This is a genomic window from Bombilactobacillus sp. ESL1097, from assembly GCF_058107205.1.
Map to the genome: position 1 here is coordinate 14,742 of NZ_JBYLUB010000005.1, position 22,358 is coordinate 37,099.

Here is a 22,358-nt window from a genome sequence, read left to right on the forward strand (position 1 = left end):
ATCATAATCTACAAAATTAATTTTATCTATAAATCACAAAGAAATTCTCAGCAGAGTATTTAAAACAAACATCTTCACTATAGTTTAACAACTTATCGTACGTTACTGTTCAATTATAGAAAATCGGTTAACTAATCATAAATAACTTTTTGTGTTGTGCAAAACTATTATGTTGGATCACTCACGTTAGAATAGTAGTTCAAGATGTTTCTTCATTGGTGTCACCTACTATCTACATATTAATCCAATTTAAAGATAGTCAATATAACTTTAATAGAACCTAATCAACTATTGAATGAAAATGATCCTGGATTAAACTTCATGAACGCAATGTCACTGAGCGCAAACCTAAATTTTAAAATCAATTCCAACTGGTGTTTTCGAAACTTCTGATAACCTTTTCGTGCTACACTTAATATGTCAGAAAGAGGGGTAAATGATGCAAGCAAAATTAACGTTGATTGGCAGTTTAATTATGACCGTATTTGGTTGTTTATTGATAATTAGTCATTCGGTTAATGCCCAAGCCTATGTCACATCAGCCGCAAATTTACAAGTTAGCTCTGGAAAGGAAGCGGTACCAATCTATAGTGATGCTGCCTGTTCCCAACCAACCGGTACAACTTTAGCCACCACCATCAATGATTGGGCAGTCACTGCTGTTAGTCAAAGTAATCGTCCTACAGATGGTACAACGTACATTCCCTTTAATTCCTTTGACCTAGGGTTTAATCAATGGGTTAAAAGTAGTGATGTCTTTTTAGGTGGCGTCGTCAAAAACAAAAAGCCCAATAACTTAATAGAAGCCTATTCTAACTATCAACAAGTTCCCATCTACGACTCGCCACAACTATGGCACATCACTGGTTATTTAAATCCTCAGATTGCTGATTGGAAAGTAAGTCAGTATGCCAGCAATAGTTCAAGTGGCGATCCCATTACGCGGGTTGATTTAGGAGCTCATCAATGGGTGGCTACATCGAGCAACGTCCTTGCCGTGCGTTCGATCTATGCCTTTGAACAAGGAGCCCAATTGTTTAACCAGTTTGGAACGCCAACGACTAAAATCCAAACTGACGACTTTTACAAAGTTTATGGTGTTAAAAACATCAACGGACAAAATTATCTCAAATTAGGTAACAACCAGCAGTGGGCTAATTTAAATGCCGCTCATATCAACTAATTTAATTCAAATTATATATTTGGGAAAATTGCTAACGAAAGGGTGCAATTATTATGAAACCAACTCTAATATCTTTAAGTAGTCAATTATTGGCAACAATAATTACTGTAGCTAGTTTACCAATATTATCGACTCAAGCCGCTGTCGTTCCCAGTCATGATATTTATTATTCACATGGACAGATGAACATGACTTACCAAGATCCACAGTTAAGTCAACCCATTGGTACGAGGCTCGTTCCTCAAATTAGTGCCTGGCAAACTTATGAAAAAGAAGTCGATAATACTGGAAAAACAACGGCTTATGATTTAGGTGGTCATCAATGGGTGAGCGCACAATTTAATGCTGTCAGCCATGAAGTTAAACCCGGATCATACATCTATCAAGAAGCTTTTTCGGCTGGCCAACCTATTCCCGTGTACAAAGATCCCCAACTGACCCAACCCATCGGAAAGTTAAGTAATAAAGTAGCCGATTGGCAAATCAATCGCGTCGACTTTGCCAATCAATCTGAATATGTTTATGCCGTTGATTTAGGCAATAATCAGTGGGCAGCAGCAGACGCTTTATATCTTTTACCCAAAGCCGTGACTGTCCATGCTAACAACACTTTAGTCAACCAAAACGGTCAGCCCACTGGCCAGATCACTAACCTCAACGTGCCCTATGCGACTTATGGCGTTAAATCCATTAACCAACAAACCTATATCCGACTTGGTAGTAATCACCAGTGGTTATTAGCCAGTCAAAGCGATCCCGCACTTAATTAGTATTTCTTATAACTTCTAACTTCAAAGCAAATGACGCTAATAGTAACTATATAAAATAAATTAAGATAGTATTGCCATCTATGTCAAAAGTTTTAAAGCAAGGACAATTAGATAGTCGTACTATTTTTTAACGATAAGAACTTCATAAAAGTTCATGAACGGCAGAGCAATAAAAAGAGCTTTAACAAAAAGATTTTTAACGAGGACCTAACAAAACACACCCACTGCTACTGCTACTGCTCATAATTTTTATGGTTCTTCTTTTTTAAAGAGAGCTTTTTTAAATAGATCAATGTATCCTTTTTTACTAATACTGTCGTTGGTTTTAATCTCACTGGGCTAACATAAAATCCGAGTGTTCCAAAACCACGATGCCATAATTATATCTTAAATTGGCATGTCATTCTTGAATTATCATTGTACTTCTTCTCTTTAACCAGTCCGTTAAATTACAAACACTAATTTAAAATTAACAACACTTGTTTTAGGTGGTATTTTAACCGATATCTAAATGGGATCTGGCATGTCATACGCTTCAATAGCTTCTACTGTTTTCAACCTCTTATTTTTTAGATTAAACTTGTGTTTATTACAAGCTGGATTTATTATTAATGTAATACAATAGTAAACAACAATAAAGGGGGCGTATTTTCTTGAGCAATTCTACTCTTAAAGATAAAACTGTTTCCACTCGTGTTAATAGCACAATTAGTGAACGTGCCAAATCAAATTTAGCCAAACAAGGTTTAACTGTATCAGAATATATTCGACTATCTTTAATAAAGGCAGCTAATAACGAAGTCCGCTTGGTCAGCTTTTTAGATTCCTCAGAAGCTATAGCTGCTAAGCGTGAAGCTGAAAACAACGAAGTAACTGAGATTGGTTCAGTCGCAGATTTCAACGATTGGATTGACAAAATAGATGAAGATTAAGATCACAAAATCCTTCGAACGAGAATTAAAAAGACTAGCTAAAAAACATTTTCCTATTAGGATATTAAAACCATGTCTAAAAGCTATCATCGAACAAGATTCTCATATTCTTCACAAGATTAAGGATCATGCTTTAAAGGGTCAATGGCAAGGATACCGGGAATTTCACCCGTCGAGGTATGGCAATTATGGTAAAACATCTGATAACTGGATCGTTATTTACAAACTAGACCACACACAATTAGTTTTGTTATTAGTAACTACTGGCTCACATCAAATTTTAGACAAGTAATCAAAAGTTACCTTATTTTTATTGCAAACTTGTTGCGCTAATTGCGGTTAAGCCCATTTTACAAGTTGGCTTAATTAAAGCATAAAGCTAGTTTAAAAAATTAAAATCATATAAAAACCACTTAGCACTTATGACTTGAAGTCAAAATACTAAGTGGTTTTATTTTATTGCTATAGCATTCAAAACTTTAATTACGAAAATAAAATATAAAATAATCATTATTGGTTTGTTATTGGTTTACTGAAACGAATTTGCGACCTTGGTATCTGCTGCTTCCAACTCACTGGATACCTGGGAATACTCTACTGTATCGTGTTCCGCAATTGTCCCATAATGTTTAATTACTTGTTCCAATTCCTTTTCTAATTTAATTGCTTGAACAAAAGGTTTTAAATTCGTTCCAGATATATTGGTAGCTGTTAAGGATTGGGCTTGTAATTGTTGAACTGAACTGCTTGCTTGGCTCACATTTTGATTATAGTTAGCTTGAACAATTTTAATAGTAGTCATTATTTTTTCTCCGCACTCTGGGCTAATGCCAATTGGACTTCTAGTTGAGTAATTTCGACTTCTAATTGGCTAATTCTTTGTTGGATGGCACTTAAATTCTCGTCATTTTTACTTGCATTATTTTTTGTAATGGATAAGTTATTCGTCTGTAACTGTTCAAATTTATTCTTTCTCTGACCGTGCCATGGTGCTGCTGTTGCTTGACCTATTTGAATGTCTCTAACGATTTTTTGTAAGTCATCCACCTCCGCCTTAGCTTCTTGTTGTGCCTGGTGCAATTTTCTTAATAAGGCTTGCTTCTGCTTAATTGCTTGTAAAATAGCGGCAACATCCATTTCAAATTATCTCCCATCCAAAAATTATTAGTAACTACCACTTTCTTTTTAATAACTACCGCTGGCTCGAAACTTGTTGATTAAATCTTCTGAAACCGAATCCGGAATTGGATAAACATGATCATACTTGTGAAGGTAGCCATATTTATAAGGATTATTGTAATACCTTTTAGATCCCTTAACATGCTTCCTTTCTCCAATCATGGGCTTCTGAACTTGCCAAGTATTTCCCTTCTTTATCAATACATAACTACCAGCATTTGCTAACCTTTTAGCGTATCCTCTAGAATAGACACTTCGATAATATTCATATGAATTATATAGTTGCCTAATTTGATCAGGTAAAATCTTTTGTTGTATGTCTGTTGGTAACTGATTATATAATGCTTGATTTAAACGAATAGATTTTGGCATTATTAACCAACTATTAATACGCTTTAATGGATCAACTTTTTCTACATACTCATCTACTCCCATAGAACTTGCCCAATAATCTTGAATAAATAATTTAACTTTCTTTTTGGATGTCTTGTAATTTCCCGCAAAGGTTTTAATCATTAAGGAGTCATCCCCTCCCTCTTGTGCTGTGCGTACTTTAAAAGCATCGTTATATACTAAAACAAAGGTTTGATCGGGTTTTAACTTAAAAAAGTATTCGCCATCACCTTCTCTCGGAAAATATTCAAATTCTGACGAGTTAAAGGAAAAAGATTTACCGATTAAATCTTTAGTCGTTTTGGCTTTTATTTTGGGTGTCAAGACACCACCTTCATCTTTGCGGGCTTGCAGTTTTTTATCACTCATCTTTTGATATTTGGATGTCATTTCTGCTCTACTAGGTGGATTACTACTCAGTCCCATCGTAAAAACACTTAATCCGGCTATCATCGCCAATAGAAAACTTTTATATATTTTTTTCATCTTATTTACCTTGTTTTTTGCGATGATAATCCGAATAGCTGTCTACAGGCTGATATTTATTTTTACCTTCTTTTTGAGGAGTTTTATATAAATTGTCATCTTTATTCTTATTATGCAACATCGAATTGCGATTAGGTATGTCCATATTTCCGTAGGAGTAATCATAATTAAAGTGTGAACTGTTTACATTGGATAAATTCATATCATTTTGATTGGCATAATTATACGATGGTCCATTCACAAATCCTGCTAAATCATCCGTTTGCCATTCAGCTAAATTTTGCCCACTTTTACCAATGGTTGTTGCTGGATCAACATGTAACAATTCATTGTCAAACAGATTTAAGACGGGAAAGCCATTTGTTAACTTCAGATAACCATTTTCCACGGTAGCACCTACGTTTACACTCATTAATAACTACCGTTGGCTCGAAACTTGTTGATTAAATCTTCTGACACTGAATCCGGAATAGGGTAAACATGATCATACTTGTGAAGATAACCATATTTATCAGGAGAATTATAATATCTTTTAGATCCTTTAACATGCTTTCTTTCGCCAATCATCGACTTTAGAAATTGCCAATTTCTTCCATCTTTTTTAATTACATAATCTCCCATATCACCTATTTGCTTAATGTATTTCTTTGAATATTCTTTTTTCAACGATTCAATAGATGGATAATCATGATCAATTTGATCAGGTGAAATCTTTTGTTGTACGTCTGTTGGTAATTGATTATATAATCCTTGATTTAAACCTATCGATGTTGGTGTTATTGGCCAACTATTAACTCTTCTTAAAGGATGAATTTCGCTTGCGTTTTTTATCGTTATCCAATAATCTTGGATAAATAGCTTGATTTTCTTCTCACTTATTTTGTAATTACCTGCATAAGTTTCAATACTGATTCCATCTCCTCCTCCTTCTTGCATTGTCTGTACTTTAAAGGCATCGTTGTACACTAAGACAAAGGTTTGATCTGGTTTTAATTTTAAAAAATATTCGCCATCGCCTTCTCTTGGAAAATATTCAAATTCTGACGAATTAAAGGAAAAAGATTGTCCTATTAAATCTTTAGCAGCTTTGGCTTTAATTTTGGGTGTTAAAGCGGCCCCCTCATCTTTGCGCGCTTGCAGTTTCTTCGCACTCATTTTTTGATATTTCGGTGTCATTTCCGCTCTACTAGGTGGATTATTGCTCATGCCCATGGTGAAAATACTTAATCCTGCTATCATTGCCAGCAGAAAAGTCTTATAATTTCTTTTCATCGTCTTATTTACCTTGCTTTTTACGCTGATAATCCGAATAGCTGTCTACAGGCTGATATTTATTTTTGCCTTCTTTGTTAGGAGTTGTATAAAGAACTTTATTATTTTTAGTTTCATCTTTCACTAACATTTCATTGCGATTAGGCATATCCATATTTCCATAAGAGTAGTCATAATTAAAATGTGAACTATCTACATTTGATAAGTTCATATCATTTTGATTAGCGTAATTATACGATGGCCCATTCACAAAGCCCGCTAAATCATCGGTTAGCCATTCCGATAAATTTTGCCCACTCTTACCAATGGTCTTTGCCGGATCAACATGTAACAATTGCCCCGTTTTATTATCAATAATGAATTCCACATGAAAATTAGAAAGCAATTTATAATTGTGCATGTAATTCAAACCATACTGTTTTTTATCACCTGTCTTACCAACATACTTTTTGTTATGCGCTCTCGCACTTTCACTGCCGACTTTAAACTGCCCAGTTTGACTCAAATCATCTAAATACTCACCTGGAGTAACATGCAACTTCTTAGCTACTTGTTCGATATATTTAGCGTTGGAGTCCGAAATATAATAGCGCAATTGGTGAATCTCGGTAGCTAACGTGCCACTGGCGTTGGCTAAACCACCTTTTGTTCCCTTAGTAAAGGGAAAAGCAGTATGCACGACTTGAGGCAACAAGGTTTGTAACAATTCATTTTCAAAGGGATTCAACATTGGAAAGCCATTTGTTAACTTCAGATAACCATTTTCTACGGTCGCCCCTAAGTACTTCAGCATAATCGTTAATGCTGAACTGGCCGCTTTTTGACTAACTCCGGTTTGCGCATACGGTCGAAACAATGCATTAAAGGCCGCTGATCCGACTTTACGCGCCTGCTTAAATAAATGATTTAATTGTTTAGATAATTTATTTCCTTTTAAGTTCTTGATACTATCATTCAAAAAGTGTTCATAACTGGTTAAAGCCGCAGTATTCCAACCATCATGTCCTAACTCGGTTAAAAAAGCCGCCATCTGAAAGTGCTCTTTGCCTTGTCCTTTAATCCCAGCGGTTACTGCCAAATCGCTTTTAACATGTACCAGATTATGACTTAAATCTTTTAACGCTAATGGCAGGGTGCGATTATTATAATTTAATACTTTGCGCTTCGTTTGTTGTACCAATTGGATCGTTTTACCCAGTGCTTCGTCAGCTTGATCATCGATTAATTGGCAATCCGCGCCAGCTTCAAGCGCTAATTGGTAGGCTTTGTTCAGTCGGGCCACTGTTCTACTATTTAATTCTTTGGCCTTTGTCAGTATTTTTTCAATATCATCTAAATTATCGGTGTCAATTTTAGCTTGACTACTACTATCAACATCTGCCTTAAAGTCATTAATTAAGCGTTCCATGCCTTGCGCTAATTGATCTAACTCACTTGTTAATTGTTGCGATTCACGACCATGCGCTGCTTCGACATACTCGGACATTTGTTGTTGCGTTTTCCCGCTGAAGCCTTCAGAATTTGGCACAGCTTTCATCTTGACACTGGTATCTTGTAACGCACTTTTTAAAGCTTGAACTTGTGTTTGTAAATGATAGTTATTTTCTTCTAACTTACTCATGTCAATTTTAACCATTAATTTCTCCATGTTCTGTATTATTTCGAAATTAATATATTATATTTATATATAATAATTTTTAATTTTAATGGCAATATATTAATTTGATAGTAAAATAACATATCCATCAAACATAGTAAAGCAGTAGTATTATGCCAAGCAAAAAATAGATAACAGAGCATACAATTAATATAAAACCAACAATTGAGTAATGTTTTTAGATATATTTGTATCTAAATTAGCCAAGCAAAATAAATTTAATTGGTTTTAATTAATTTATTAATTTCTGCAGCTAAAGATTGATCATTTAAAAATTCTGCAATGGTTTTAATTTGTATTACCTGCTGAACATTTACATCAGCCAGATAATTTTGAAAACAAAAACAGCCAACCCCAAAATCAAATCTTTCTTTCAATTCAATTTAGAAATTAGACTGTTTATTTTTACTTTTTAGCTATTTCAGATAAGCCCGCGTATAATCGTCTTCACCCACTGGATGACGTAAAACTCCTTTGAGCTTGGGATTAACCAAATGACTTTCCACCATTTGATATAGTGGAATGACCGGCATAGTTTGGTTTAAATGTTGTTGTAATTGCCGCATGGTCTGCCAATATGCTTGATCATTATTGCCACTGTCTAAACTAGCCTGCTGGTATAACTGATCAAACTGAGCATCATGATATTGTCCATAATTTTGAGGATTGGCACTCTGTAAAATGCCCATAAAACTAATAGGATCGGCAAAGTCTGCTAACCACAAGGTCTGTCCTAACGAGAACTTACCACTATGCATTTCACTCGAACTCGTTTTCTCCGGAACATTCCGCAAATTAACTGTCACGTCTGGTAAATTCTTTTCTAAAGAATTTTGTAAAAATTGCGCTACATTCTTTGTAATAGTTTGATCATCACCTAACAATTGCAAAGTCACATGCTTTTTAAGATGAGATTCTTGCAAACCTTCTCGCCACAAAGTCCGAGCTTGCTTAACATCATAAGTAGTCTTGGGTGTGGTCTCGGTCGCAAAGTCCTTATTCGTTGTCGGATCCATCGTTAAATCCTTGGCCGTGTAAGTGTCCGCTGGTTTGGAGCCGTCTGCTAAAACATTTTTCGTTAAGGCTTGACGATTAATTACCAAACTAATTGCTTGACGCATTTTAGCATTAGTTAACGGCTGATGATTGCGTAAGTTAACTCGTAAATAATAGTTTCCCGCGCGGCGTTCATGAATTAACTTTTTTGACTTTTGAAGACCTTTCGCCGTTACTCCGGTAATAGTCGCATCATCCAACTTGTTTTGACTAAATAATTCATTCGCCGTGTTAGCATCTTTCACGACTAAATAATTAATCGCTTTTAGGTGAATTTGCTTTTTCGCATAATAATACGGATTAGGCTTTAAAGACCATGTATCACTATTTCCATTCCACCGGGTAACTTTAAAGGGACCATTATAATACAAATACTGAGATTTAGTACCATACTTGGATTTAAATTTCGTTAACGCGGTCCGATTTTCCGGAAAGAAAGCAGGCATCACCATCATCTTATTAAAATACGGCATCGGGTGCTCTAGCTGTACTTGTAAAGTATGTGCATTTAATGCCGCAACGCCTAACGTTTGGGGCTTTTTTTGTCCCTTGGCAATCGCCGCTGCATTTTTAATTCCATCAAAAATATAACTATAACCCGATTTAGCATTAGGAGAAGCCGAACGGCGCCAAGCAGTCACAAAATCTTGAGCGGTAACTTTTTGTCCATTACTCCATTTAGCGTTGGAACGTAAGTGAAAGGTATAAGTTAACCCGTGATTAGTCGGCTGCACTACTTTGGTCGCCATTGCCGCTTGTGGTTGATTATGCTTGTCCGCACGATATAATCCCTCCATCGAATTTTCTAGAGTATTCCAAGTTTGTAAATCTGCATGCTCCGAAGTATCTAAAGATAACAAATCACCTGTTTGCATCAGGTTAATTTGTTGCTTCGTACCAGATGAAGAAGATTGTGTAGTCTGAGAACTACAGCCAGTTAATAAAACCACGCCCAAGCCACTTAAAACTGCGACCCAATTTAATTTATTTGTCATCTGTTAACCCTTCTTTCAAGTTGACTTGCGGATTACGTTCAACAGTAGTTAAGAATTGGCCTAAGGTTTGGAAAAACGCTAAAGGATTATCAACACTATGGCAATGACCACCATCGGGTGTAAGCACTAAGCGCGCATTCGGCAGCGTCTGTTGCATCCGCTGCGCCACCGCTAAAGGCATCGTATCATGATCACCAAACGTTAATAACGTTGGTGTGGTAATTTTATGCAGGTCACTTCGGCGATCCCAGTCCTTGAGCGTTCCAGTCATCACAAATTCATTATTACCCTGAAAGTGGTTGTAAACCGGCGTAGCATTTGTTTCAACAGTATGATGTCCCCCATTTTCCGGATGACGACAAACATAGACCTTATACAACTGCTGCACTAAATCATTATACTTGGGATCATCAAACCGCTCTTGAGCTTCAACTTGTTTCATATAACTAACCCAAAATGGTGAAAATAATTGTTCCCGTAAGTAATTAATGTGGGTAATATATTCAGGAATATTGTCAATCATACTCATAATGATTAAGCCTTTGAGATGTTGCGGATATTTCAAGGCATACTCTTGCGCCAATAAGCCGCCCCAAGAATGCCCCAATAAATAAAATTGGTCTAAGCCTAATTGTTGGCGAACTTCTTCTAACTCTGATAAATAGTAATCAATTGTTAAATATTTTTGATTCTGAGGATCAGTAAAATCTGGTTGATCTGAGTAAAAAGAACCCAACTGATCATACATTGAGATCTGTACGTTACTGAGGTGTTCATTAAAGTTTTCAAACTCTTCATGGTTACTACCTGGACCACCATGCACACATAATAATTTAACGGGTCCTTCACCGACAGTCCGCGTAAATAAATGAAAACCATTTTCTAATGTTAAAATTTTACTACCTGTCATATCTGTATCTCTCCTTTTAATCTCAGCTGCTCGCAAAGTTGGTTAATCTTCAATTACTGATTTTGCAAGCGCAACAATATGCTGTGCCCAAAAGCGCTGAGCGACTAAGAACTTCCTTACAACTCTAGTGCTTAAACAACTAACTCTAACAATAAAAAAACACCCTCTCTAAGCAATAAATTTCTTAGAAAGGGTGCGTTGAGCACGGTACCACCTTATTTTTAACTTCCAAGCCAAAAACCAATCCACTCTTCAATAAACGCCAATATGACAACAGCTATTATTGATTTTTGATTTGTTAACTAAATAACGGTAGTAACCGATCTAGCTTACTAATTTCAGCTGATAGCTCAAAAGTGATTTTCATAATTAAGATTTTGTCCCTGCTTGCACTCGACCAGGTTCGCTATCCGCAATCTTAAAACTACTTACTTCGTCATCACTATTTTAATTTTATTGTCATTTCAATTTAATCTGAATGTTAAAGCTTTAATCTTACTTTGTCAAGGATTTTTTAATTTCACCAAAAGAAATTTTTGAACCTGCAAGTTCTGTTTAGCTCCTAAAAGTAAAACTCATGATTTTTTCTTAACTTTTGCAAATAAAAAGGAAACGTTCGCCTAATTTTTAATAATTATCGAATCGCTTCCTCAATCAATGTCTGGAATAATCTGTTGCTTAAGGATGGGCCCACAAAAATTTTCCAATGGCTTGATTAACTTGGTAATTATTTTCGTGTAATTGACTATGTTGACCCTTTCGGCCTTTAATCTCTAACTCTTGATAACTTTGATAACGCCCGCGTAACAAGTACTTGAGTGACCGTGCGGAAACGTTGGTAACATCACCATCAGAATTAGTTCCGTTATTCAAATTACCATAAATATTCAAAATTTGAACATGTTGCGGATAAGAACTACGTTTACTTAACAAATAGCGATAATAGCGATCTTCATATCTAGGCCGGCCGTTGGCTAAAAAATAGTTCTTATTTGGTCGATCATCAATGCCAATAATCCCATCAAAGTGTCCCGCAATATTCACTTGCTTATTGAGCTGGGGCAAATCTTTACGTTGACCATATTTAACTTGATAATACATTGTCGTTAAATTGCCCATAGAATGAGCGACCGTATTATACCGCCGAATCTGATATTTTTTCTGTAACAAAGTAATTAAATTATAAAACCACCGACTAGTTTCTTGATAATTACTATTCTGATTATCTTCCATTAAAACTTGAATTAAGGGATGTTTGACCCCTTTCGGCCAATGACCACTTAACTTAACTTGACCTTGTGGCGAAATTTTGGCAACTAACACTTTGGTCGCTCCTTGATGTGCTTGAGCATAAGCCATCATACTTTTAGCCGAGTTAGCTCCAGCACCATAACCGTGTAAATATAAAGTTGGCACACTAGCTGAACGATCACCGTTAGTGGGTCGATTCATTTTAATAAATAAACCACCACCCAGTAGTAATAACACAATAATGACTCCTAACCACCAGAGTAAGGTTTTTCGCTTTTTAGTTAACACTGTCATCACCTCTCCTTCAAAAAAGCTTGCGTGCCCTGACTTAAGCGCTCTAAGCCGTCAGTTAACATTGCTGGTGGACAAGCACTATTTAGCCGGATAAAATGAGCACCATTGCCACGATAAATAGCCCCATCATTAACAATTAATCCTGTTTGGCGTCTTAAATACTGAACTAATGATGTCGTCGTTGCCGTAACCTGCTGCACATCTAACCATAACAAATACGTGGCATTTTCTGAAACCAATTTGACCTGCGGTAAATTAGCTATTAAATATAGTTGAACTAAATCTCGATTTTGTTGTAGTTGCTGCTTTAATTGTCGTAACCACCGGCTTCCCTGAGTATACGCCGCAATGCTCCCCGGAATAGCCACCAAATTCGGTTCTGTTAGCTCATCATTATTGAGACCGCGACTAACAATTTGTCGCAGGTTAGAATTAGGAATAATAACTGTGGCCGCATGCAAAGCCGCCAAATTAAAAGTCTTACTGGGCGAAGTCAACACAACAATATAACTAGTCATACTCGTTATACTCCTTAATTTTCTCAATAAGCCTTTAGCTTCAATGATCCTAATGATCTGTTAGATTAGCTTGAATGGCCGCTATGATTTGTTCAGGTAATAAATTATTTTGTTGATAAAGTTGCTGTAGCGGCGTTTGATCAGTGTAAACCCGCTTTTGGCCAAAGTTTAAAACTTGAACATCAAACTTACCTAAATAAGATGCTACCTTTTGGCCAAAGCCCCCGTCTAATAAGTTATCTTCTAAAGTGACAATCAATTGATGATCAGCGGCCAATTGTGTGAGCGTCTGATCATCTAAAATATTGGCCGCCACCGGATTAACTAATGTAGCACCTACTTTGTCCGCGACTTGACGCCCTAATTCATAAAAATCACCCAGTGCTAAAATGGCAACCTTTTGCCCCGCTTGCACTTGATAATGAATCGTTTGATAATCACGCGCTGGTTGATTATGAGTAGTAAACGGTACTGCATTGGTTGGTAACTTAATAGCAACTGGTTGTTGGCGTTGCTTAATGGCCCAAGTCAACATTGCTTGTTCTTCAGCTAAACTAGTTGGTGCTAAATATAGCCAATTAGGTAAATTAGATAGCATTACTTGATCAAAAACTCCCAAATGCGTTTTTGATTGTTCCGACATTCCTCCACCAGCTACGAGCATCACTACTGGCAAGTTATTAGCCGCCACATCATGTGATAATTGATCAAAGGCACGTTGTAAAAAAGTCGAATTTTCAAACAGAATGGGAATCGCACCTGCTTTGGCAAAACCAGCCGCCAAGGCGACGGATTCTTGTTCAGCAATCCCCACATCAGTGTAATTATTCGGATAATCATTTTTAATACGATCCAAACCAAATACTCCCGGAATCGCCGCATCAATTGCCATAATTGGTTGTCCAGCATCAATTTGTTGCGCTACGACATCTAAAGCGGTTGAATTGGCAGTAACCGTCGTGGGGCCTGGAGCTAAAGGTTGATCCGTGGCTAAGTTAAACGGCGCTACCCAATGATGCGCTTCTTCTTGCGCTACTGCGGGTTGATAGCCTTTGCCTTTTTAAAGTATTAATATGAACTACAATCGGATGATCAATATCTTTCACAGCGGTAAAAGCCGCAATCATTTGTGTTAAATCATTACCATCGGCTACGTAACGATAATCAAAGCCTAGGGCTTTAAACAAGTTATCACTAGCTTGACCATGAGAATCTCGTAATTTTTGTAAGGCTTGGACTAGCCCACCAACATTTTTATCAATGGACCATTGATTATCATTAATTACAATCACCAAATTGTTCGGTTCAATGGCTGCATTATTCAACCCTTCATACGCTAAACCGCCGGTCAGGGATCCATCACCAATTAAAGCCATAATATTTTCATGTGTGCCTTTTAAATCACGAGCTTTGGCCATGCCCGTTGCTAAAGCAATTGAGGTTGAGGTGTGCCCAATCGAATAGTAATCATACGGACTTTCCTCCGGATTACTATACGGCGTAACTGTATCATAAGCCTCAGGATCTAGCCACGCTTGCGCGCGCCCTGTTAACATTTTATGGGGATAAGTTTGATGGGAAACATCCCAAATAATTTTGTCAGTCGGAGCGTTGAACACATAATGATAAGCGATCGCTGCTTCGACAATTCCTAAATCTGGTCCTAAATGACCACCCTGTGCGGCATCTTTTTCTAAAATTAACGTTCTAATCTCTTGCGCTAATTGTTCTAAATCTTGTAATTGCAGTTGCTTCAAATCTTGAGGTCCGTTAATTTGGTTTAAAAGATAATCTGGATGTTGATTCATAAAATGACCTTCTTCTTATTTAATTTTAATCTTGCAAAAGCAACTATAATACTTAAAGTGCTGTTTAAGTCAAATGATTTTCACCATTTATTACTCAACATACGCCTAAACAATTTTTTAGCTGCCCAGAAAACTGTTTCTGTGCCCCCAGTATAGATATCCTCTTAGCTACTGTCTAATACTTATTTTTAATAGCCAATTATAACCAAAGAGCATACTCAGTTAGCTTGACTTACAGTTAACTCTAGGTTTTATGCTACAAATAATTATTATTAAATCTTATGAAAGTAGGTGACTAAATTGCGTTCCAAAATCACACTTCATATTTATACTTCCCTCGATGGGCGGATTACTGGTAATTTTAGTACTGCTTTGTCAGATCATAGTGCAACAAAATTCTTTCAAACCATTGGTTTTCAAAAAAACAATCCGCATAGTTTTCATTTTCAGGGTTGGATTTATGGTAGCAATACCTCCAAATCCTATTTTGCGCCAGGTCAATTTATTGCTGACCACAATACTTCTAGCATCGTTCCTGCCGGCGATTATCTGATTAACCAACAACAAAGTTGCTATTACATTGCATTTGATCGTCACGGTTGTCTTAATTGGTCCCAAAATACTACTGCTTATGCTGGGCAAACTGCGTTTGTGATTGAAGTCTTGACTGACCAAGCATCCAATTCCTATAAAACATTTTTACGGCAAAAACAGATTCCCTATATCATTGCGGGAGAACAAGAAATTGATCTAGCACTGGCGTTGCAAAAATTAGCTGCTGAATACGGCTTAGACAATTTGATGTTGGGCGGTGGTGGACTGTTAAATTGGAGTTTTCTTACCGCTGGTTTGATTGACGAAATTAGTTTAGTCGTGGCGCCAGCGATTGATGGTCAAGAACATACTGCTCGCCTATTTAATTCCCAGTTTAGCCACGATCCAAAACCCATTGGTTTTAAATTGCGTTCAGCACAAGTCATCGCTGATAATGTCCTATGGTTAAGATATATTCCTCTAAATGTTAGCCAAAGAACTTGAATAACCGACAGTTGCGACAAAAGTGCTTAGAAGCGGGGTTTAACCTTCCAGTATGAATAATAAATATCAGCCTAAATTTACAAAATTTGTTGTTTCAACTCTTCTCTTTGTCAGCACCTCAGACGATTTGCGTCACTATATATCAAAATTTTAATTTGAAAGGATTTTCAATGACTACAACAATCAAAATTACTATTAATAACGATGCTTATTTTGCACAAATTAATGATTCGCCAACCGCTCAGGATTTTCTTCAGCTGCTCCCACTAACACTAACTTTAAAAAATTATGGTCAGACTGAAAAAATAGCTGATCTCCCGACCACATTAAATACTCAAACAGCACCGAGTGGTAGTGCCGCTCAAGTTGGCGATATTACTTTATATGCACCTTGGGGCAATTTAGCCATTTTTATTCAGAATTTTGGTTATGCAAAAGGTTTAATTCAACTAGGCCATATCCAACAAAATGGCGCTCAATTAGCTAATTATCCTAATAACACCATTGCTTACTTTGAACGGCAATAGTACCAATTAATTTGGAATAACTTCTTAAACCAAAATACTCTATTATTATTAGGTATACGCCTAACTATAATGGAGTATTTTTATTAATGAATAAACATCTTGACGCCAAAAGAATTATACTTAAATTTATTAAGCACTGTTATTTTAAAAGGAAGCGTAAAATTAGTGAACTATCCAAAAGCTTTAATTAACGCAGTTAACCGGCGCTCACAAGCATTTCAGCTAGAAGGCCTGAACGAAGGTGCCGGACCACAGCACCCTACTTTAATGTTAGTGGGCGAGGCCCCGGGCAAAGACGAGATTGTAACGCATATTCCCTTTCATGGTCGCTCTGGACAAGAATTAATGAAATCTTTAGCACTACTGCAATTAACTCGCGATGATGTTTATATAACTAGCGTTGTACGTAGTCGTCCCTACAAAGTGGTGCAAGCTTTAGACAAAAAGACTCACCAACTAGTCACCAAATATCCTAACCGCAAGCCAACCCAAAAAGAAATCCTAGCGCAAGCACCATTTTTTGATTACGAAGTCAATTGGGCTCAACCTCAAATAATCGTCACTTTAGGCAGTACCGCAGCCCAACGTATTTTAGGTACTAAACAAAGTTTAACTGATATTCACGGGCAAATCTTTAATCAACCAATTCAACAATTAAATGCTGCCAAAGATGCTTATCAATGGTCCGCCAAAAAATATCAAGTTTATTGTACCTATCACCCTGCCGCCATTTTTTATAACCGGAAATTAGCAACTCAAATTAAACACGATTGGGAGCAATTAAAGCCCTATATTAAGTAGTTATTGCACTTAAAAGGCTCAGTGTAGCGGGTGGGTCTCCAAATATTAAAATGGGTTAGAAAGACAATTTTAATCATGCTCAGCTTTTATTGCTGGCGCAATAATTGCATGCCATTTATTTAAATTAATCTTGCCAGCGACTATTGAAATAAAACTTATTTTTAATTATGACGTTTATCAAACACTATTTAAATAGTATTTCTTGTTCACAGGTTCAATTCTAAATATTATTAATCTAACAAAGTTCAATGATTATTAATAAATCAACGCTCTAAACACTTTTATTGATAGTAGTTAACATAATTCCTTTTTTAATCTAGTAAAACATAAAGCGATTTCTTCACGATTTAATATTTAGGTTGCAGCCCTGACACAGCAACATGAGGGGGTACTTGTGTTTGCTGATATTATAGTGCCGATTGTCGTCGGAATTGTTATTGCCACCTTTACATGGTGGATCAATAAACATTAGTTGACGCAAAATAAAAGACGTCTAGTCACTGTCCGGGTAAACTAGGCGTCTTTTTTGTGTTGCATTCATGTTCTCTAATATCCTTGCATGTTTATAATAACACATTTATTTCTGAAATCCCACAATTTGATTATGTATTAGCTCCCGCATTGGGAGCATTTTTATTACTTACCACTGCCAACCCGTATATAAAGCTGGTAGATATTCATCAGCAGCTACATGATAGCATCAAAATTATTAATCTAACAACTATCTAAAACGTGTCCGGGTGCTGGGCAAGCAGTCCAAGAGTTCTAAATCTAATTGATCTAACAACTATCTAAAACTACAACTCCGTTCAGCAAATATCCTAATGCGTTCTAAATCTCATTGATCTAACAACTATCTAAAACGTCGACGAGCTAAGCAGGTTGATTTTGTACGTTCTAAATCTCATTGATCTAACAACGATTTAAATGTTATTGATAAATCAACGTTTGTAAGACTTTTGTTAACCATTTGTTCTCCATAGTTAGCGAAACTACTCTTTTAATTTAACAACATTTAGTTAAAAGTAAAACACTTTTGCTATGCTATAATATTTAAGTTGCAGCCCCAACACAGCAACATAAGGGGGGTGTACTTATGTTTACCAGCATTATAGCGCCGATTATTGTCGGAATTGTTATTGCCATTTTTAAATGGTGGCTTAATAAACATTAATTGACGCAAAATAAAAAGGCATCTAGTTACTGTCCAGGTCAACTAGGTGTCTTTTTTTGTTGCAGTTATGTTTACCAACATCTTTACATACTTATAGTAACACAATCATTCCCAAAATCCTACAATTTGATTATGTATTAGCTCCCACTTCGGGAGCTTTTTTATTACTTGCCACTGCCAACAGCATAAAGCGCTGGTAGATATTCATCAGCAGCTACTTGAGCATCAAAAATCATTAATCTAACAACTATCTAAAACGGAATCTGATGTATCTTTTCAGCGATTATAGTTCTAAATCTCATTGATCTAACAACTATCTAAAACATCTTTTCTAGGAGATGTTCACCTTGACTTGTTCTAAATCTCATTGATCTAACAACTATCTAAAACATCTTTTCTAGGAGATGTTCACCTTGACTTGTTCTAAATCTCATTGATCTAACAACTATCTAAAACAAAGATTTAAGAGAGCTGGTCAAGTTAATTGTTCTAAATCTCATTGATCTAACAACTATCTAAAACGCTCCATAAAAAGTGCAAACTGGTCATTTGTTCTAAATCTCATTGATCTAACAACTATCTAAAACCTCGCCATCCTTTTGCATTTGTGAAACATTGTTCTAAATCTCATTGATCTAACAACTATCTAAAACAGTCTTGTCATCATCACTATCTAAGTTCGAGTTCTAAATCTCATTGATCTAACAACTATCTAAAACGTAGAGAGACGTGTCATCATTGAAGATAGAGTTCTAAATCTCATTGATCTAACAACTATCTAAAACGCAAGTATCTGCCTCCTCTCTAAATTTTTGGTTCTAAATCTCATTGATCTAACAACTATCTAAAACCTAATGCTGCAGGAGATATTAGAGATGGCAGTTCTAAATCTCATTGATCTAACAACTATCTAAAACTCCTTTGAAAGGTTTTCATTTAATTCCATTGTTCTAAATCTCATTGATCTAACAACTATCTAAAACTTAGTTGCGCTGGCGATTTCTTTTAAAATTGTTCTAAATCTCATTGATCTAACAACTATCTAAAACGCTTTACTCCAAACTTCATCAGCAATATTAGTTCTAAATCTCATTGATCTAACAACTATCTAAAACTAGAACCGATGAACAGCACTGAACTAAATCGTTCTAAATCTCATTGATCTAACAACTATCTAAAACGTTCTGGCAGCTTGAGCGTTCGTTGTCATAGTTCTAAATCTCATTGATCTAACAACTATCTAAAACTTACCCAAAAGTGGCTTCAAATCTTTAAGAGTTCTAAATCTCATTGATCTAACAACTATCTAAAACCATTAAAACTGCTGCTAAAACATTAACGCTGTTCTAAATCTCATTGATCTAACAACTATCTAAAACGAATTATCATCGGGCTTTTCTACTTCTTTGGTTCTAAATCTCATTGATCTAACAACTATCTAAAACGTCTAAACCATTTTTTAGTAGCGATTTAAGGTTCTAAATCTCATTGATCTAACAACTATCTAAAACTTTCTCGGCAGCATTTGTGAGAAGCAAAAGTTCTAAATCTCATTGATCTAACAACTATCTAAAACCTCAGACATTGGAAGGTATTGTATCTAAAGGTTCTAAATCTCATTGATCTAACAACTATCTAAAACTTTGGAAATATCTTGCGACAGCTCATGCATGTTCTAAATCTCATTGATCTAACAACTATCTAAAACGCGGCCGTCGCCTTTACCGCCACCAAGTGAGTTCTAAATCTCATTGATCTAACAACTATCTAAAACCGCAAGGCAGCTGAGAATTTTGCCAATTTCGTTCTAAATCTCATTGATCTAACAACTATCTAAAACAAGCAAATCTTTGTCAAGATATTCTACAAGGTTCTAAATCTCATTGATCTAACAACTATCTAAAACGTCTAAACCATTTTTTAGTAGCGATTTAAGAGTTCTAAATCTCATTGATCTAACAACTATCTAAAACTAATATTGGGATGAATCTTCCTAATCAAAAGTTCTAAATCTCATTGATCTAACAACTATCTAAAACCGATTTTTTATAATCTAATTTTAATTTAGCTACTAATACCAATCAACGAGATCATCATCGATGTAGTATAATTGCACTCCCTGCGGGATTTTCAATAAATCAGGAGTCGCAAACTCTACGACAATTAAAGTTAAATTTAACTCATTAATTAATTGATTTATTTCAGATAGCTCCTGTAATTCTAAGTAATTAGCGAGGTTACAGATTACAGGAATTGTTTTCAGATGACACATCTCATGAATTTTTAAAACAGTCTTTATTATAGCACACGGATCAAGTAATATTTTTTGATCCAGATGTAGTTCCACCATTTTTAATAACTTTTTGAGATCTTCATCAAAATTAATTTCTAATGGCAAATCTTCTAGTAACAATGAATCTTGCAAAATTGTTTCCAAATTATGAAAAGCGGTTAATATTTTGTTGCGATTAATTTCATCTAAATTATCCATGTAGCTTTTAACTATCTGCGTTAGATATTTTTTAGTAACATCACCACTTAATAATGGATCCCCGATGAAATCAAAAGTTTTAGGAATTTCTAACTGATCATATTGATCATTAGTACAAAGCAGCAGTTCATTTTGATTTTGAAAACCTTGAACTATATCACGATAGGCAATGGGACTATTAGTGACAATCATTTTTAAACCATTATTCTGCCACTGCCATTGCTTATGCGTTAAATAAGACAAAATCATAAAATCACCGTCCGATCCGAAGTGTTTCGAACATCTGTTAATGGTTTCCCTACCAGAAAATGCATATCATTATATTGCTTCTCTGTCACCATTAATGACTGCACAACTCCGCCTTGCGGTAGAAAGTTTCGCACCCGATTTTCCAAAAAAGTGGCCGTTTGGCGTGTTACACAAACACGTTCATAAACAGAATATTGAATCATTAAAAATCCTTCGTTAATTAATTTTTTCCGAAATTGGCGATATTCTCTTTTTTCTGCTGCTGTTTCCATGGGTAAATCAAACATTATCATTAAGCGCATTATTCGGTACCTCATCTGTCACACTCATTTCCATCTTAATTTCATCAATCTCACCACTTAAATACTTCAAACAATCACGTGTATAAATGGTGATGGCATTCTTTAATAGCGTTGTTTTGCCGTTGTAAATTACTTCCAGACTCAACAATTCTACTAATCCGTATTTAATATCTGGTGTAAACTCAGTGATCTGATCATGAGCTTTCATCCAATAGTCCACCAATGGTCGAAAAGGTTCCATCAAATCTGAACCCAGATTAAATTCATTTTCATCCGAATGATGATGAATACCAAAGTAAGTTAAATAACCGTTCACTGCAATCTCCCGATCAAAACTAGCCAACAATATTCCGTAGCCATAATTTAATGCAGCATTAATCGCGTCGAAGCTCCGACGCACAAAATGTTGACCAAATAATGCCATAAAATATTTACGAGCGACTACCGCTTCCCGATTAGTTATATCGTCCAGTTCTAAAGCATCTAATTCGGTCTGTAACTCATGCGAGTCGATTTGATAATTATCTAAAACTGCAATTTGATTTCTAATTTTCCAATTAACAATTTTTGTCCACAAAATTTGCCGTCGCTGCTCCGGCCAAGTAAATTGCTGTTGTAATTTTTGTAAACTCCGACTACCAGGATAATAATCCATCGTTTCCGTTACTGGTTGATAATGATCATCAACAAAAATAACTTTTGTTTGATTTTGGGCCAGCTTACTAATTAACGCACTCGTTATCACCGCCTGTGAAGTGGAGACTAACAATAACTGAATATCAGCAATCGGAATTTGATTAATTCCGTCACGTGTTTGGACAATCATCATATTCATTGAGTACGTCAATTTTGCATGTTGAGTAATAATTACTGAACGCCACGCCATATTTCAATTTCTCCTTGTCTTTTAATTTTATTAATGCTATATTTATCTTGTTGGGTAGCTCCCAACAATAAATCTCATTGATCTAACAACTATAGTTTAAAATCAAACAATGCATTCTTCGAATGCAAAGTTTCAACACTTATCCCTAACCCTATGGCTGGGATTTTTTTATTGTTCAAAAATAGA

General features: G+C 35.8%; 21 protein-coding genes, 1 pseudogene and 1 CRISPR repeat array. Of the genes and pseudogenes, 8 read left to right on the plus strand and 14 right to left on the minus strand.

The window, feature by feature from the left end; all coding sequences use genetic code 11:
• The first annotated feature begins 436 nt into the window (after positions 1 to 436).
• The 4 genes from AC3B6D_RS09270 to AC3B6D_RS09285 all read left to right on the plus strand — a co-directional run bounded on the left by AC3B6D_RS09270 (position 437) and on the right by AC3B6D_RS09285 (position 3,177).
• The gene (locus tag AC3B6D_RS09270) at positions 437 to 1,183 is read left to right on the plus strand and encodes a hypothetical protein (RefSeq protein ID WP_489757683.1); all 747 of its coding nucleotides are present in this window, start codon (positions 437 to 439) and stop codon (positions 1,181 to 1,183) included.
• Positions 1,184 to 1,236: 53 nt separating this feature from the next.
• Positions 1,237 to 1,953: a hypothetical protein gene (locus tag AC3B6D_RS09275; protein WP_489775334.1), complete on the plus strand. Its 717-nt coding sequence runs from the start codon at positions 1,237 to 1,239 to the stop codon at positions 1,951 to 1,953.
• A gap of 653 nt (positions 1,954 to 2,606) precedes the next feature.
• Complete coding sequence (locus AC3B6D_RS09280) at positions 2,607 to 2,885, plus strand: RelB (protein WP_489775335.1); 279 nt, start codon at positions 2,607 to 2,609, stop codon at positions 2,883 to 2,885.
• A complete protein-coding gene (locus AC3B6D_RS09285) occupies positions 2,875 to 3,177 on the plus strand; it encodes a type II toxin-antitoxin system YafQ family toxin (protein WP_489775336.1) in 303 nt (100 codons plus the stop codon). The genes AC3B6D_RS09280 and AC3B6D_RS09285 overlap by 11 nt, the downstream gene beginning before the upstream one ends.
• Before the next feature lie 237 nt (positions 3,178 to 3,414).
• Here the strand turns inward: AC3B6D_RS09285 and AC3B6D_RS09290 are convergent, their stop codons facing one another.
• From AC3B6D_RS09290 to AC3B6D_RS09340, 11 genes and pseudogenes are all read right to left on the minus strand, one after another.
• Positions 3,415 to 3,687: a DUF5344 family protein gene (locus AC3B6D_RS09290; RefSeq protein ID WP_489775337.1), complete on the minus strand. Its 273-nt coding sequence runs from the start codon at positions 3,685 to 3,687 to the stop codon at positions 3,415 to 3,417.
• Positions 3,687 to 4,022, minus strand: coding sequence for a hypothetical protein (locus tag AC3B6D_RS09295; RefSeq protein ID WP_489775338.1), 336 nt, complete (start codon positions 4,020 to 4,022; stop codon positions 3,687 to 3,689). Before AC3B6D_RS09295 ends, AC3B6D_RS09290 begins: the two co-directional genes overlap by 1 nt.
• Positions 4,023 to 4,070: 48 nt before the next feature.
• Entirely contained in the window at positions 4,071 to 4,943 is an 873-nt protein-coding gene (locus AC3B6D_RS09300) for a hypothetical protein (RefSeq protein WP_489775543.1), read from the minus strand.
• Between the two features lies 1 nt (position 4,944).
• Positions 4,945 to 5,355, minus strand: coding sequence for a hypothetical protein (locus AC3B6D_RS09305; protein ID WP_489775544.1), 411 nt, complete (start codon positions 5,353 to 5,355; stop codon positions 4,945 to 4,947).
• Complete coding sequence (locus tag AC3B6D_RS09310; protein ID WP_489775545.1) at positions 5,355 to 6,215, minus strand: hypothetical protein; 861 nt, start codon at positions 6,213 to 6,215, stop codon at positions 5,355 to 5,357. Before AC3B6D_RS09310 ends, AC3B6D_RS09305 begins: the two co-directional genes overlap by 1 nt.
• A gap of 4 nt (positions 6,216 to 6,219) precedes the next feature.
• Positions 6,220 to 7,851 (minus strand): DUF3114 domain-containing protein, encoded by a 1,632-nt coding sequence (locus tag AC3B6D_RS09315; RefSeq protein ID WP_489775546.1) that lies wholly within the window; start codon positions 7,849 to 7,851, stop codon positions 6,220 to 6,222.
• A gap of 437 nt (positions 7,852 to 8,288) precedes the next feature.
• The gene (locus AC3B6D_RS09320) at positions 8,289 to 9,923 is read right to left on the minus strand and encodes a peptide ABC transporter substrate-binding protein (RefSeq protein ID WP_489775547.1); all 1,635 of its coding nucleotides are present in this window, start codon (positions 9,921 to 9,923) and stop codon (positions 8,289 to 8,291) included.
• Entirely contained in the window at positions 9,913 to 10,833 is a 921-nt protein-coding gene (locus AC3B6D_RS09325; RefSeq protein WP_489775548.1) for a proline iminopeptidase-family hydrolase, read from the minus strand. The genes AC3B6D_RS09320 and AC3B6D_RS09325 overlap by 11 nt, the downstream gene beginning before the upstream one ends.
• A gap of 678 nt (positions 10,834 to 11,511) precedes the next feature.
• Entirely contained in the window at positions 11,512 to 12,378 is an 867-nt protein-coding gene (locus AC3B6D_RS09330) for an alpha/beta hydrolase (RefSeq protein ID WP_489775549.1), read from the minus strand.
• Positions 12,378 to 12,896 (minus strand): aminotransferase class I/II-fold pyridoxal phosphate-dependent enzyme, encoded by a 519-nt coding sequence (locus tag AC3B6D_RS09335; protein WP_489775550.1) that lies wholly within the window; start codon positions 12,894 to 12,896, stop codon positions 12,378 to 12,380. Before AC3B6D_RS09335 ends, AC3B6D_RS09330 begins: the two co-directional genes overlap by 1 nt.
• Before the next feature lie 49 nt (positions 12,897 to 12,945).
• Positions 12,946 to 14,704: pseudogene (locus tag AC3B6D_RS09340) on the minus strand (1-deoxy-D-xylulose-5-phosphate synthase).
• 300 nt (positions 14,705 to 15,004) lie between these two features.
• Between AC3B6D_RS09340 and AC3B6D_RS09345 the strand changes: the two are divergent.
• From AC3B6D_RS09345 to AC3B6D_RS09360, 4 genes are all read left to right on the plus strand, one after another.
• Positions 15,005 to 15,742, plus strand: coding sequence for a dihydrofolate reductase family protein (locus AC3B6D_RS09345; RefSeq protein WP_489775551.1), 738 nt, complete (start codon positions 15,005 to 15,007; stop codon positions 15,740 to 15,742).
• Positions 15,743 to 15,912: 170 nt separating this feature from the next.
• Complete coding sequence (locus AC3B6D_RS09350; RefSeq protein WP_489775552.1) at positions 15,913 to 16,269, plus strand: cyclophilin-like fold protein; 357 nt, start codon at positions 15,913 to 15,915, stop codon at positions 16,267 to 16,269.
• A 165-nt stretch (positions 16,270 to 16,434) separates the two neighbouring features.
• A complete protein-coding gene (locus AC3B6D_RS09355) occupies positions 16,435 to 17,070 on the plus strand; it encodes a uracil-DNA glycosylase (RefSeq protein WP_489775553.1) in 636 nt (211 codons plus the stop codon).
• Between the two features lie 1,096 nt (positions 17,071 to 18,166).
• Positions 18,167 to 18,244 carry a type I toxin-antitoxin system Fst family toxin gene (locus AC3B6D_RS09360; protein ID WP_489775560.1) on the plus strand — a complete coding sequence of 26 codons (78 nt, stop codon included), beginning with the start codon at positions 18,167 to 18,169 and terminating at the stop codon, positions 18,242 to 18,244.
• 222 nt (positions 18,245 to 18,466) lie between these two features.
• Positions 18,467 to 20,283: a CRISPR direct-repeat array (repeat unit 36 nt; unit sequence GTTCTAAATCTCATTGATCTAACAACTATCTAAAAC).
• A gap of 32 nt (positions 20,284 to 20,315) precedes the next feature.
• Here the strand turns inward: AC3B6D_RS09360 and csn2 are convergent.
• Genes csn2 through cas1 form a run of 3 tightly spaced genes read right to left on the minus strand, consistent with a single transcriptional unit; the run spans position 20,316 to position 22,172 of the window.
• Entirely contained in the window at positions 20,316 to 20,984 is a 669-nt protein-coding gene (csn2, locus tag AC3B6D_RS09365; RefSeq protein WP_489775554.1) for a type II-A CRISPR-associated protein Csn2, read from the minus strand.
• On the minus strand, positions 20,981 to 21,286 hold the full coding sequence (gene cas2 / locus AC3B6D_RS09370) for a CRISPR-associated endonuclease Cas2 (RefSeq protein ID WP_489757658.1): 306 nt from the start codon (positions 21,284 to 21,286) through the stop codon (positions 20,981 to 20,983). Before cas2 ends, csn2 begins: the two co-directional genes overlap by 4 nt.
• Positions 21,264 to 22,172, minus strand: a complete 909-nt coding sequence (gene cas1, locus AC3B6D_RS09375) for a type II CRISPR-associated endonuclease Cas1 (RefSeq protein ID WP_489775555.1) — start codon at positions 22,170 to 22,172, stop codon at positions 21,264 to 21,266. Before cas1 ends, cas2 begins: the two co-directional genes overlap by 23 nt.
• Positions 22,173 to 22,358 lie beyond the last annotated feature (186 nt).

Bases quoted from the DNA above. Each gene is read 5' to 3' on its own strand.
- AC3B6D_RS09360 (WP_489775560.1), top strand. From the start codon at position 18,167: ATGTTTACCAGCATTATAGCGCCGATTATTGTCGGAATTGTTATTGCC.
- AC3B6D_RS09315 (WP_489775546.1), bottom strand. From the start codon at position 7,851: ATGGTTAAAATTGACATGAGTAAGTTAGAAGAAAATAACTATCATTTA.
- AC3B6D_RS09275 (WP_489775334.1), top strand. From the start codon at position 1,237: ATGAAACCAACTCTAATATCTTTAAGTAGTCAATTATTGGCAACAATA.
- AC3B6D_RS09290 (WP_489775337.1), bottom strand. From the start codon at position 3,687: ATGACTACTATTAAAATTGTTCAAGCTAACTATAATCAAAATGTGAGC.
- AC3B6D_RS09270 (WP_489757683.1), top strand. From the start codon at position 437: ATGATGCAAGCAAAATTAACGTTGATTGGCAGTTTAATTATGACCGTA.
- cas1 (WP_489775555.1), bottom strand. From the start codon at position 22,172: ATGGCGTGGCGTTCAGTAATTATTACTCAACATGCAAAATTGACGTAC.
- AC3B6D_RS09305 (WP_489775544.1), bottom strand. From the start codon at position 5,355: ATGAGTGTAAACGTAGGTGCTACCGTGGAAAATGGTTATCTGAAGTTA.
- csn2 (WP_489775554.1), bottom strand. From the start codon at position 20,984: ATGATTTTGTCTTATTTAACGCATAAGCAATGGCAGTGGCAGAATAAT.
- cas2 (WP_489757658.1), bottom strand. From the start codon at position 21,286: ATGCGCTTAATGATAATGTTTGATTTACCCATGGAAACAGCAGCAGAA.
- AC3B6D_RS09285 (WP_489775336.1), top strand. From the start codon at position 2,875: ATGAAGATTAAGATCACAAAATCCTTCGAACGAGAATTAAAAAGACTA.
- AC3B6D_RS09300 (WP_489775543.1), bottom strand. From the start codon at position 4,943: ATGAAAAAAATATATAAAAGTTTTCTATTGGCGATGATAGCCGGATTA.
- AC3B6D_RS09320 (WP_489775547.1), bottom strand. From the start codon at position 9,923: ATGACAAATAAATTAAATTGGGTCGCAGTTTTAAGTGGCTTGGGCGTG.
- AC3B6D_RS09330 (WP_489775549.1), bottom strand. From the start codon at position 12,378: ATGACAGTGTTAACTAAAAAGCGAAAAACCTTACTCTGGTGGTTAGGA.
- AC3B6D_RS09335 (WP_489775550.1), bottom strand. From the start codon at position 12,896: ATGACTAGTTATATTGTTGTGTTGACTTCGCCCAGTAAGACTTTTAAT.
- AC3B6D_RS09295 (WP_489775338.1), bottom strand. From the start codon at position 4,022: ATGGATGTTGCCGCTATTTTACAAGCAATTAAGCAGAAGCAAGCCTTA.
- AC3B6D_RS09310 (WP_489775545.1), bottom strand. From the start codon at position 6,215: ATGAAAAGAAATTATAAGACTTTTCTGCTGGCAATGATAGCAGGATTA.
- AC3B6D_RS09350 (WP_489775552.1), top strand. From the start codon at position 15,913: ATGACTACAACAATCAAAATTACTATTAATAACGATGCTTATTTTGCA.
- AC3B6D_RS09325 (WP_489775548.1), bottom strand. From the start codon at position 10,833: ATGACAGGTAGTAAAATTTTAACATTAGAAAATGGTTTTCATTTATTT.